Consider the following 11,658-nt stretch of genomic DNA (forward strand, 5'->3'; position numbering starts at 1 on the left):
TAGAGAACTCCATGATCACCATGGCTCGTGCCTGCTCGACTTCCGGGGTCGCCTTCATCAACGAGACACGCCTACCGCCGGGCGCTCTAAGTGATCAGCTGGCCATCGAAGGTGCTCACCGACGGCAGCACGACGGTGTCGAGCGGGTCCACCAGCCAGGAGCGCGCGCGTTCGGCCAGAACGTCCACGAAGGCGCGTTGCGCGACGTCCAGGTCGCCCTCGTCGTACTCGAACCAGGGGATCTCGTCCATGAACGCACTGTACGAGCGACACAGAGGTTGTCCAGCAACTGCCGGTCACACGCGAGATGATCTTGGTGTGGCTGGTGAGAACACGAAGCGGGTCGCGCTCTCGAACAACGGTGGGCTCGCAGAGAGCCTTGCCGCATGACTGACATGGCCACTGCCCAGCGCTCTTTGCCGACGTGGGACCAGGTGGTCGCCTTGCGAGACTTCGTCCACAGCCGGATTGCGCTCAGACGCCGGCTCGTTGGTTTGGTGGTGGTCACCCGGCGCCGCGTATGAATGAGGGCTCCGTGTGTCGCGCGCCGAGCGACCCGACCCCGGAGCGAGCGTGAACCGCCGGGGTCGCCTCGCACGGTTGTGCGCTCCTTCGTAAGATCTCGGCGCGAAGCAGTGCCGCAGTGGCCGAGTGCTCGCCCAAGACCCCTCGGAGAACTCCATGCGCCGTCCTCTCGTGATCGCCGTTGCCGCCGCGCTGTTGTGCGCCGGCTGCTCCACGGCCGACCCCGGTAACCGTGACAAGCCCGCGACTGCGTCACCGTCTTCCACATCGTCGTCCGACCCGCGCTCCGCCGTGCAAGCGGCCGTCGCGGCTCTCCGCGAGAAGAGCGCCGGCTTCCGCCAAGAGGTCGAACTGGAGGGTGGGGGCCAGGAGTACGGCCTCACCGTCACCGGAGGCTTCGACTTCGCCGCGGACAAGGGCCATGTGGCGGTCGACCTCCCCGGTGGCGCCATCGACCACAGCGACCAGGTCTTCGCGGACGGCAAGATCTACATCAGCGGCGCCGAGGGTATCGACGAGGGTGCCTGGGGCGTCATGCCCCGGGACAAGGCGGAGGCCCACTACCTGCTGCGGGCCCCGCTCAACGATCCCGAGCACGTCCTTGTGCAGATCGCCGCCATGCGCGAGATCTCCCAGGAGGGCGAGGAAAACGTCCAAGGGGTGCGCGCCGTGCACTACCGCGGCATCCTCGAACACCAAACCGTCACCCTGCGCATGGCCAAGGACGTGCGCACGAAGATGGACCAGGCCCGCGACATGCTGGGCAGCAACCTCCCGGTCTTCGCCGACGCGTGGGTCGACGGCCGGGGACGGCTGGTACAGACCCGCACGAGCGTCAACATGTCGGGTACGCGGGCGACGCTGACCATGGCGCTGTCGGACATTGGTAAGCCGGTCCGCGCGACAGTACCGCGGGCCTCGGACACGGTCCCCGTCACGGAGGTCGGCGGCATCCTGAACGGCTGAGGCGGAGCCGCCGCGCGGGCGGGCGGCCGCCATCGGCCCATGGATGTCTGCTCCTGGATTTTGCGGGTGCGCCGGCCGAGGCGGTGGGGTCCCGGCCCGGCACGGGGGGCGGGTCAGATGAGGGCGCGGCCGATGAACTCGAAGTGGGTGCCGTTCGGGAGCGGCGAAGGCGGCATCGGCGGGGTCATGCGCTTGCGGTCGCTGATGTGGCCGCGGACGCCAGCCACGCTCGCGCCCCTCCCCGCTGCGCAGGCCGCTCAGGCCAGGCCGACATCAACGCCTCCTGCACGGTCACGACACCGCGAGGAACTACAGCTGGCGTTGAAACTCGTCTCTGAGGAGGCGTGGAGCAGGAGCATCGCTGGTCACGGAGCCGCTGCATGAAGCAGGGCGCGCGACCTGCACCCCGGCTTGCGGCTGGATGTCGGCAGTGGTGGATGCCGCGCGGGTCAAGTGGGTTCGTGCCATGGTCTGTCGGTTGCCTGGTCTAGGGTCACCCGCATGCTCGAGCCCTCCTATCTGACCGCCGTCCGCGACTCTTACGACACGGTCGCCGCCGACTACCTCGAACGCGTCCCGCCTCCAGCCGCGATGGACCCGCTCTCCCGCGCGATGCTGGCAGGGTTCGCCGAACTCGTACGGACGGCCGGTCTGGGGCCGGTCGCGGACCTGGGCTGCGGACCCGGACGCATTACCGCGCACCTGGCCGGGCTGGGAGTGTCCGCCTTCGGCGTCGATCTGTCACCGAAGATGATCGGACTGGCCCGGCACTCCTACCCGACCCTGCGGTTCACCGAGGGCACGATGACCGCGCTGGACATGAGCAACGACGAGCTCGGCGGCATCCTCGCCTGGTACTCCACCCACCACACGCCTCCGCAATGGCTGCCCGATGTGTTCGCAGAGTTCCACCGCACACTCGCGCCCGGCGGCTACCTGCTCTGGGGAGACTACGCCGGCAACGAACGGCTGCAGCCGACCCACGGCTACGGCCGCCCGGTGTCCTACGAGTCCTACCTCCTGCCACTGAACCGCATGATCGACCTGCTCGAGCAGGCCGGCCTCGTCGTCATCGCCAGACTCGAACAAGAGCCCGGCGGACGCGTCAACAGACCGCACGCCTGCATCCTCGCCCGCAAGCCCGAAACACCCTGACACGGCACGATCCCGGCGTCAGACCACTCGCCTGGACCACCGACAATCACGAGCGGGGCAGTCAGACCACTGTGCTGTCCCCTACTTGATGACCAGGCGTGATGGGGTAGTCCGCGGACTTATAAGCAAGTCGGGGTTCACCTGCCGCCCGACTTGATCCATGGCCATTTGACCGCGCAGACCACGACGGGTGCGACGAGCATGGCCAGCAGCCACAGGCCCACGCTCACCGGAGAGTAGATGTAGTAGCGCCAATGCTCTGGCAGGGGCGACGGCGCAAGCAGGAGCACGATCAGCGCGGCCCATGTGACCAGCACGGCTGCTGCCATACGTGCTGCGATCATCTCCATCGGCCCCCTCGACGGCGCTCGTCTCTTTGGATCGGACAATAGGGCGGGCGAGATGCTCTCGCTGGGGCTGGTGTGATCATGACGTCCGAGCCGTCCTGATCCGGTGGTAGCGACAGCCCGGAGAGACGTCCGCCCGGGCTGTTCGAGCAGCAGAGGTTGGTCTCGATTCCGGTCACGTGAGTGTCCGGCTGACGCCTTGAGTCGTCCGGGACTTGATCCCTATCTCCAGAGCGGTGATGCCCGACGCTCTCGTGACCGCCAGCAACGTCAAGGCTGCCCGCTTGATCGCTCGTCGTACTCAGAGACGAGGCACGCGCCGCGATCAAGGCGTGGGAGGCGTACGTCGAGCAGGAGGTCATTCTGCACAAGGCCGCGCAGAAGGCACTCGCCAAAGAACTCGAGGCGAATCCGGATCTCCCCGTTGCCGTTCTCGCGAAGGTGCCGGAAGTCCCCTGGGAATCGGCACGCTCTGGAACATCGTAGCGAGTACGACGTCCCGGCACGTCAGCCGAACAGGGCGAAGAGGCCAGAGGAGAGCTGACCGGCTCCACGCGTGACGAAAGGGCCACGACGGTGGAGGCTCGGCCCGTTCGCGTTTCCCTGGGGAGACCGGTCAGCCCGCTTTGAAAATCAGGCCGAGCAAGATCAGCGCGCCGACAAAGATGAAGATCCGCCACTCGCTGGCCTGCGGCATTCGGCCGCCGCCGGTACGACAACGGCTTCTGAAAACGTTCCGTGCCCCTCCATATGCTCCTCGCATCCACGAGGGAAGGCCCCGCGACCCAGACTTTCGGGCGATGCGGTGCGCGGCGGCAATGGCCGGGCAGGACCTCAGGCGGGCGCGGTCCTCCTGGTCTTGCAAGTGGAAGCACACGATCATGATGTGCCGCGCCCGTCCGGGTTCACCCGGCCACGCCCGCCTACTGACCAGGCGGCACGACTGTGCCAAGGGGTGTGGTGGGGAGGGTCACACCGCGAGAGCCGAGCATGCAGTCCTGTCGACCCAACGGTGCGAACCTATGGCGTTGTTGACGGAGCCGAAGTCTCTTTCTTCGAGCCAGTAGTCGTCGGTGAGATCCCGGACGAATCCCTCGGCACGGGTGAGACAGATGTGGAAATTGCTGTTGCCTCCCGTCCCCAGGAAGAACTTGACCTCCGAGTAGTTGCCCTTGTTGACGACGGAGCTGGCGCTGTAGGCGTCGTTGTCCCGAAAAGAGCCGGAGCTGTCGCCCCAGTTCAGGTCGTTTCCCTCAGCCATGCCGAGATAGCCGTCACAGTTGACCTGCGAGTAGGCGGACATGTAACCGCTGACAGCGTTCTCGTAGTTGTCCCAGCAGGTCCCGGGGGTTTCGGCTGAAGCTGTGGGGCCGAAGCCGAGGACCGCGACCCCCGTCAGGGCTGCCACGGCGGCAGCCGAACCAAATGTGGACATGCGCATGCTGATCTCCTCTGTCGCAGGTGTCTGCTTCCCGGCAGTCGAACGTCTGCCGGAGTCATGGTCAGGACAGGACGCCCTGGGCCTGCCGCAGGGCGTGCAGGCGCATCTTCCGGAAGGTGGACCACTGTTCGCTGTACGGCTTCAGCGTCCTGGCCCGGTACTCGCTCTCCAGGTCGCGGAGCACCTTGCCCAGGGAGGACTCCACAGTGCAGGTCGCCTCGGTGACGGCGAGCTTCCTGTCGAAGGCGTCGGCTTCGGCATCCGGCATCTCCTCGACGGCCGCCGCCCTCTTCTGCCGGAGATCGTCGGGGCTGTCGAAGGACCGTCCGGCTCTCGTCATGCAGTCGGCCCACCGACGGAGCGCTTTCGTGAAGCGTTCGTCCTGCTTGAGGGCCTGGACGTAGAGGGGGAGGGCGCTCTCCACGGTCCGGCGTGCGGTGTACCAGATCGCGGCATCGCCGTAGAGTTCGGCGCGTGCTTCGTTGGTACATCCCCCGCGTGGGGTTTCCACCTTGCCAAGGTTTCCGGGGAGTTTGACTGTCATCCTGTCCCGGTAGTCGCCGTCGAGAGCCCGGGTGTAGCCGACACGCCCTTCCTTGGGAAGTTCGTTTTGGTATATGACGGTCCGGTGGGAGGTTCTAATCTTTTCGCCACGTTCTTCGAACTCTCGACCATATCCGTACATCTTGGCCCACCGCACGGACTCGATGACGTAATTGCCCGATTTTCGCTCGTCAATGCTGGGCACTGGGAATTCCCAGTAGGGGAACCCCTTATCCCTCATGCATGTCTTGATGAGCTTCTGTTCGGCCCGCTCGATCTCGACAACTTCCTCGTTGGTCAAATCCCGCACCCTGGAGCCGGAGATGTCCTCCCACGGTCGCGGTTCATCAGCGCAACCTGCGAGCAGGAAGAGAATCGCCAGTGTGAGCGTGGCCGAATACTTCCGCCTCACCGATGTGCACCTTTCCATGTTCCGGCCAGAGGTCCATCTCTCCCGTGAACTGCTCAGAACTACATGATCAACAGATGGCAACGGCACACCGAAACTGCCGTCAGCGATACCACTGATTCCGCGCCTGCCGCCTGCCGCTGGGCCGGCGTGGAAGCCGCCATGGCCGTGCCCGCGGTGGCCAGGGTGCCGACGGCATCCCGACTGCGGCGAAGAGCACTGACGAGTGCCTCTGTGAGAGCGCGCCTGCTGTCCCCTCCGATGACGTGCGATGAACGGAACCGACCACACCGGCCGACCCGCAACGAGACTGCGGCTCCGGCGCGATGCCCGGCCACAGTTGACCCAGAAGTGGCATCATCCCGGGACGTCCCAGGCGCTGACCTGCTGAAACACTGTCGGCCGAGTCACTACGGCGGGACGACCGCGAGTCTGCGCTGGCCGATCCTGCACGAAGGCGGGACCCCCATTCGCCATGGCGGCTGATGCAGAACGAGGCCGGGACACGGGGATCCGGGCAGAACCTGCGGCCTGAGCAAAATGACGCGCATGCGATCCCCCTTCTCTCGGCCTCCCCCATGGACCTTAAGGTCATCGTGGGCTTCGGACTTTGTCATCCGTGCGGGGAACCTGGTCAGTTGTGCACCACCGCAAGGTGACGCTAGGTCAGGTAGGTCTCTGCGTATGCCCGTCGAGCGGATGTCGGGAACCGTTCGACGTGAGACTCCTTCATTGAGTTCAGTTTCGCCGCCCCCCAGGCGGCCACGCCTTCGCATTCGGCGATGATGTCCTGCACCACTGGTTCGCTCCGGAGCGGACAGGCCGGTGCAGGTCGGCGCTCCGTTTCGCGTCGCCGTCGGTGGCCTGAGCCTCGTGCAGCAGGCGGTCGTTGCGCAGCGCGCGGCAGGTCAGCTCACCGACGTGGCGATTGACCCAGCGGTGTCCGACGTGGGCGGTTCCGACCGCGATGCGGAAGTGGATGAACAGGTGGGAATTGGCGGTCGCGGGCCAGCGCCGGCTGCGGTGGTCGAGGAAGCGGCCAGGCGCTCGCGGACGGAACCGGCGAGCAGGACCGGGCGGCCCTTAAGGCCAAGGCGCCCGGGCCTTGACCAGCCAACTACCCACTGAGCACTCCAGTTGTCAGTGGCACTGGAGTACTCAGTGGGTAGTTGGCGACATTCAGTCGAGCCAGCGGGCCTTGTCCCCGATACGGACATGTCCGGGTTTCTCGATCGCCGCGTACACCCCGAGGGCGTTGTCGAGCTCACGGGCGACCCAGCGCAGCACGGCGCGGTCATGCGGGACAGTCGGAGTTTCCCTGGTGATCATCACGCAGCGGTCGCACGCCTCTGTGATGCGCAACCGCAGCGTGCCGATGACCATCCGGCGGCCGATCCAATCGTGCTCGGGGTACCCGGTCGAGTGGTCGCCGGGCTCGTCGTCGAGCACCAGGTTGGGGCGGAACCGGCTGGCGTCCATCGCACTGTCCGGCAGCGCCGAACCGAGGCTGCGCAGCGCCGTTGTTGTCAATACATGGAGCGCGGCGTCAGGCCGGTGCGGCTGGTGCTCGACCAGCGTGACCTCGGCCTGTACCGCCGCACTGAGCCGACTGGCAGCGTCAGGCGCATCGGAACGGAACCGCTGGCCGTCCGGCAGGACCAGCTCGGCCACGCCCGGCCCAAGGGTGACCGCCCGCAAGCCCATGAGCGCCGGAACAGCACCGGCCCAGGTGACCTCTTCCCGCTCATCGCGAACGGCGATGCCCCGGTCACCCTCGATCCCGAACACACCGACCGAGGCAGCGGTCAGTTGCTCACCGCCCACCGACTTCACCGGATACCGCCACAGTTGGTCGACCCGCATCCATCGCCCCCTTCATCCCAGCGGTCCGGCGACCGCAGTCGACGGCTGCCCAGGCAAGCACAGCGACGATCGCCGTACTGGGGGTCACGCCGTCGTTCCATGGCCGCCTGGCGGTGGCCTCTACCGCGTGGAGTACCAAAGCAGCGTGGGCAAGTGCCAGCCGCCGCCTCTGACTACGGCACGCCACTCACTCCGTGTTCAAACTCCCGGTGCGCTGTGGCGCGCCCCGAAGTAGTGAACATCGAACATCAGCTGCCCGTTCTCGCGAACGAAGCCAGATTCACGGAAGCCGAAGTCCCTTCAGTGTGAACTCACCGGTCCCCCAATTTGCTTCAGGTCAGTGGATCCGTGGGTTCGGGTGCAACACGAGGATCCTGAGTGAGCCGAAGAGCTTCGGCCAGAACTTCGGCGTCGACCTGTGCCGGTGTCCTGTCCCCGTATTCAAGGATGTCGTACTCGTCGTCCAGGTTGGCAAGTCGTTCGACCAAGGGCAGTTCGTGCCCGAAGCGCTGATGGATCCGGAAGGCCAGCTCGCGTGGTTTCAGCTCGCCGGCCAGCGTCCGGGCGGCAAGCGCTCGTGCGGCGGCTTCCTGTCCGGCGACGCTGCCCACTGGATGGAAGGTGAGGCCCAATTCGTCAAGTGCTGGGGGAAGGAGATCGGGGACGTCGTAATCCGCCTCCGCGCGCGTGCACGCGGCCAGCATCCGCAAGGCGGGACTGTCGAGGCCGGCGACGAGCGCATCACAAGCGCCAGCGACTACATCGGCTGCACGGATCTCGCCCATGCTCCAGAGAATGGCACGGTCCTCAAGCTCGCGAGCTACTGATTCGGACGTCATCTGTCCATGATCTCGTCACCGGGTTGAGCAAAGCGAGCCGGTTTCACTGCGATACTCGCTCGGCAGCCTCTCCCAGCAACGCGCGTGCTGAGTCCGCGTAGCGGATCGCGGTCTTCACATCGATGCCGAAGGCGAGGACGAGGGGGAGTGGGTCGGCCCGTGCGTGAGGGCTTCTTCGAGTTGGCGGTCGACGCGGAGCCGTTGGGGAGTGGCGGCGGGGTTGCGGGTGGCTCGGGTGGTCCAGAGCTTGGCAGCCGGGCCGAGTTCGACGGCGGTCTTCTGGGTGATCAGCAGGCGTAGATTGGCTGTGTTCGGCCAGCGGTTGCAGGGTAGTCGAGCCAGCCCTGCACGGCACGGCGTGTGAGATCGTCGAGAGGGCGGACGTCGCCGCCGACAGTGATGCGCCGGTTGCCCCAGGTCCAGGTCGTCCAGCCGCATCGTCCGGATCACCTTCGGTGGTGCTGTGTGGACGGCGGCCAGGGCGATGATGAGCCGGATGTCCGGAGTACTCGCTGTGACGATTGCCTCGTCGGTGGCGTCTGGGTCGCGCAGGGGCGCAGGCCGTCGGGCGGGTTGGGGAGCTGGCGGGCGTACCGGCCGAGTATCGCTCCGTCAGCCGCTCACCCGGTCCGACGTCGACTTGATTCACGAGTTGGCGCGCCTGTGTTCCTCGACTCCGGGTCGCGGGGGATCGCTTGGCCATCGCCTGTTCAGGCATCGAATCGCAGGACGGAATCCGGGTATGCCACGATCTGCTGCCGTGACAGATGAAGACCCTCTCACCGGCCTGGACGATGTGCCCTGGGCCCAGCTGCAACATTCCTACGGCATGGCCGACGACGTCCCCGGACACCTCCGGGCGATGCAGGCGGGGGTTTGGGAGGGCCGGTTCCCGCCGAGCGCGCAGCTCGCGAACCATATCGTGCACCAGGGCACGCGATCGCAGGCTGCGGTGTATACCGTTCCGTTCCTCGTGCGGATGGCACTCGACCCGAGATTGGTCAACAGGCATCGGTTCGTCCGTCTGCTCGTCGACATCGGGATCGGGCTGGACAACAACTACCTGCCGAACGGCTACGACCCTCGGGATGACCGGGCTTCCCTGGCGAATCTACGCGGCGAAGCCGACGACTGGGCTCAGTGGATCGGCGAAGCGCCGGACGATGAACAGCGCAAAGAGCGCGAGGGGAGCTGGGCGCAAGCGCTCATCAACGCTGAAGCGGTGGTGCGTTGCTATGACGCCGTCCGGGAAGCAGTCCCCGCACTCGCCGTCCTGCTGACCTCGGACAGCCCTGAACTGCGGTCCCAGACAGCGAACTTGCTGGCATGGTTCCCCGAGTCTGCGGCAACGTCGATTCCGCTCTTGAAGGCGTTCATAGCCGATGAAAGCTCGCCCGGCGCGGCAGCGACGGGAGTGGTCGCCCTCGGTCTGCTCGGCGAGCCCGCGACCGTCCCGTTTATCCGGCGCTACCTGGAAAGCCCGATCGTCGAGCTGCGCTGGGCCTCCGCCTTCGCGTTGACGCGGTTCGGCACCGCCAGCCCGGCCGTCGTCGACGTGCTGACGCAGGTCATCGCCCAGCCACCCGAGAAGACCGAGACCATGCCGTTCCTGAGCGGCTCCTACAGCGGCCTCGCGGCGATGGCCCTGGCCGAAACATCCGAAGCCACGACGCTCCGGGCGGTCGATGCCATGCTGGTCAGCGTGGCTGACGGTACAGGCGTCGGAGGGTTCTACGACAGGTACTACACCGCGCATACGCTGTTCACGCTGGTTTTCCCGGGTAACCCCGGCGAACCGCAGTCCTTCGGCGACCTGAGCAACGTGCAGCAGCATGTAGTGCGCTTCCTCGCCGACCAGGACGAGGCCGCCTGGCCATCGGGTGCAGTGGACGCTCTCCGTCGCTGGAAGGTGCCGACCAGGCACTCCCATCTTCGCGTGTACGCCGGGTTTGTCCAGGCTGGCCAATAGGCCGGCACCCGACGCCTCGCCATGCTCGCGCCGGCCTGCCTCGCCGCCGCCAGACGCAGTCACCACAAGCTACGAGTCACCATCGAGGCCATCGCCTGATGGCGAAGTGCGGCTGTAGTACCAGGGTCTGTCCCTCCGATCATGAACGGATCCAGATGACGACGGCCGTGGAAGTCACGGTGCCCAGAACACACATCCTCGCTTGTCATAACGGGTCGCCCAGCTCGGAAGCCCCTGAGCTTGTTACTTCCCCGCTCGATGACGTTACGCCTCTTGTACCGCTCCTTGTCGAAGCCGGGAGGCCGGCCGCCGTGCGAGCCACGCATGACGCGGTTGGCCGCATGGTCGACCTTCTCTGGAATCACGTACTGGATACCTCGTTTGCGCAGGTAGGCCGGCGTAAAGCGGTTGCTGTAGGCCTTATCGGCACTGCCGCCGTCCGGGCAGGTACGAGGCCTGCCGGCACCGGTACGCGGGAGACCGATCTTCTCCATGACCAGCTCGAGCTGGGTACAGTCCGCCCGCTGCCCGGTCGTAGCCACCAGGGACAGCGGGCGGCACCGGCCCTCGGCGCTCAGGTGGAACCTGGTGGTGAACCCGCCGCGCGCGAGCGACCCAATCCTTCGTGTGCAGCACCACATCCTCCAGGTGGTCGAGCAGGCCTGTCCACGCCGGATCGATCTGGTGTCCCGTCGCCATCGCCCCTTTCGAGGCGGCCAGCGACGGAGCCTTGTGGGGCGCCGGAGGCGTGCTGATGGGCGCGCATCACCGTGGAGTCGACCGAGACGTCCCAGTCGATGGATCCCTCCACGTCTGAGACGGCCTGGACTTGCTGCAGGATTCGCTCAGACGTACCGTCCGCCGACCACTGCACATGCTTCTTGCGCACGGCCTTCCACGAGCCGAACCTCTCGGGCAGGTCAACGCCACTGCACCCCGGTCCGCACCCGATACGGAACGCCGTAGATGACCTGCCGATGATCCCGCCACCTGCCACAACGCCCGTTGCTCACCGGCAGAAGCGGCTTCACACAGGCCCACTGCTCATCCGTCAGATCAGCGCGACCAGTCATACCAAGCTAACGAGGCGCATGATCGGACAGGCATGGCGGCTCTGTTGCGTCAAGGGCTACGGCAGCTCGCGGCGCACCAATGCACGCGTGAACGGTTCACCGGTCCTTCGCGCGTATGCCATCCGCTCGCGCACCTCCCTCAGTGTGCGCGGACGATAGCCAGAGCCGCCACAGCAGCTCTTGTGGAAGCGGACACCGGCATTCAAAAGTACCGACAGGGTCCGCCAGGCAGCAGCGTCGCGCCGCCGTGGCGTTGCGAAGGCGGAGCCCACATGGATCAGCGGCTCGGTGCAGCGTGGACAGAGCCGGTCGTGGTCACCGAGGTAGGGCTGCTTGTAGGAGGCCCGACAGGGCAGGCAGACATACGAGGTTTTCGCGTGGCCCATGCTGGCCAGAGTACGGCCCGTCCGGGATGAACTCGACCAGGTTTCTGTGGCATTCAGCAAGATCGAAGGGACAGACCCTGGCGCGAGCACTCGCGTTCAGGTTCCCATCATCAGCGGAGTAGGGAACCTTCGTGGCTCCCGT

Annotated in this window: 10 protein-coding genes and 1 pseudogene; 3 read left to right on the forward strand and 8 right to left on the reverse strand. The window is 66.2% G+C overall.

Annotation, left to right across the window (positions count from 1 at the left end; translation table 11 throughout):
* Positions 1-86: 86 nt before the first annotated feature.
* The gene (locus DN051_RS44755; protein WP_162624705.1) at positions 87-251 is read right to left on the reverse strand and encodes a hypothetical protein; all 165 of its coding nucleotides are present in this window, start codon (positions 249-251) and stop codon (positions 87-89) included.
* A gap of 430 nt (positions 252-681) precedes the next feature.
* Between DN051_RS44755 and DN051_RS00935 the strand changes: the two genes are divergently transcribed.
* Entirely contained in the window at positions 682-1,491 is an 810-nt protein-coding gene (locus DN051_RS00935) for an SCO4651 family lipoprotein (protein ID WP_112437616.1), read from the forward strand.
* A 501-nt stretch (positions 1,492-1,992) separates the two neighbouring features.
* Positions 1,993-2,646 carry a class I SAM-dependent methyltransferase gene (locus DN051_RS00940; RefSeq protein ID WP_112437617.1) on the forward strand — a complete coding sequence of 218 codons (654 nt, stop codon included), beginning with the start codon at positions 1,993-1,995 and terminating at the stop codon, positions 2,644-2,646.
* 137 nt (positions 2,647-2,783) lie between these two features.
* Here DN051_RS00940 and DN051_RS00945 read toward each other — a convergent pair whose 3' ends face one another.
* From DN051_RS00945 to DN051_RS00965, 5 genes are all read right to left on the reverse strand, one after another.
* On the reverse strand, positions 2,784-2,996 hold the full coding sequence (locus tag DN051_RS00945; RefSeq protein ID WP_246040820.1) for a hypothetical protein: 213 nt from the start codon (positions 2,994-2,996) through the stop codon (positions 2,784-2,786).
* A gap of 967 nt (positions 2,997-3,963) precedes the next feature.
* The gene (locus DN051_RS00950; protein ID WP_234389134.1) at positions 3,964-4,434 is read right to left on the reverse strand and encodes a hypothetical protein; all 471 of its coding nucleotides are present in this window, start codon (positions 4,432-4,434) and stop codon (positions 3,964-3,966) included.
* Between the two features lie 61 nt (positions 4,435-4,495).
* Positions 4,496-5,389 carry a hypothetical protein gene (locus DN051_RS44760; protein WP_162624753.1) on the reverse strand — a complete coding sequence of 298 codons (894 nt, stop codon included), beginning with the start codon at positions 5,387-5,389 and terminating at the stop codon, positions 4,496-4,498.
* A gap of 1,176 nt (positions 5,390-6,565) precedes the next feature.
* The gene (locus DN051_RS00960) at positions 6,566-7,249 is read right to left on the reverse strand and encodes an MOSC domain-containing protein (RefSeq protein ID WP_112437619.1); all 684 of its coding nucleotides are present in this window, start codon (positions 7,247-7,249) and stop codon (positions 6,566-6,568) included.
* Positions 7,250-7,581: 332 nt separating this feature from the next.
* Positions 7,582-8,088, reverse strand: coding sequence for a hypothetical protein (locus DN051_RS00965; protein ID WP_246040821.1), 507 nt, complete (start codon positions 8,086-8,088; stop codon positions 7,582-7,584).
* A gap of 760 nt (positions 8,089-8,848) precedes the next feature.
* Between DN051_RS00965 and DN051_RS00970 the strand changes: the two genes are divergently transcribed.
* Positions 8,849-10,057, forward strand: coding sequence for a HEAT repeat domain-containing protein (locus DN051_RS00970; protein ID WP_162624754.1), 1,209 nt, complete (start codon positions 8,849-8,851; stop codon positions 10,055-10,057).
* Between the two features lie 139 nt (positions 10,058-10,196).
* Here the strand turns inward: DN051_RS00970 and DN051_RS00975 are convergent.
* Both DN051_RS00975 and DN051_RS00980 read right to left on the reverse strand, forming a co-directional pair.
* Positions 10,197-11,130, reverse strand: a pseudogene (locus DN051_RS00975) (IS5 family transposase).
* A gap of 56 nt (positions 11,131-11,186) precedes the next feature.
* On the reverse strand, positions 11,187-11,516 hold the full coding sequence (locus DN051_RS00980) for a deoxyxylulose-5-phosphate synthase (protein WP_112437621.1): 330 nt from the start codon (positions 11,514-11,516) through the stop codon (positions 11,187-11,189).
* Positions 11,517-11,658: the final 142 nt, after the last annotated feature.

The organism is Streptomyces cadmiisoli (assembly GCF_003261055.1).
Classification (GTDB): Bacteria; Actinomycetota; Actinomycetes; order Streptomycetales; family Streptomycetaceae; genus Streptomyces; species Streptomyces cadmiisoli.

Bases quoted from the DNA above. Each gene is read 5' to 3' on its own strand.
- DN051_RS44755 (WP_162624705.1), bottom strand. From the start codon at position 251: ATGGACGAGATCCCCTGGTTCGAGTACGACGAGGGCGACCTGGACGTC.
- DN051_RS00935 (WP_112437616.1), top strand. From the start codon at position 682: ATGCGCCGTCCTCTCGTGATCGCCGTTGCCGCCGCGCTGTTGTGCGCC.
- DN051_RS00940 (WP_112437617.1), top strand. From the start codon at position 1,993: ATGCTCGAGCCCTCCTATCTGACCGCCGTCCGCGACTCTTACGACACG.
- DN051_RS00945 (WP_246040820.1), bottom strand. From the start codon at position 2,996: ATGGAGATGATCGCAGCACGTATGGCAGCAGCCGTGCTGGTCACATGG.
- DN051_RS00950 (WP_234389134.1), bottom strand. From the start codon at position 4,434: ATGCGCATGTCCACATTTGGTTCGGCTGCCGCCGTGGCAGCCCTGACG.
- DN051_RS00960 (WP_112437619.1), bottom strand. From the start codon at position 7,249: ATGCGGGTCGACCAACTGTGGCGGTATCCGGTGAAGTCGGTGGGCGGT.
- DN051_RS00965 (WP_246040821.1), bottom strand. From the start codon at position 8,088: ATGACGTCCGAATCAGTAGCTCGCGAGCTTGAGGACCGTGCCATTCTC.
- DN051_RS00980 (WP_112437621.1), bottom strand. From the start codon at position 11,516: ATGGGCCACGCGAAAACCTCGTATGTCTGCCTGCCCTGTCGGGCCTCC.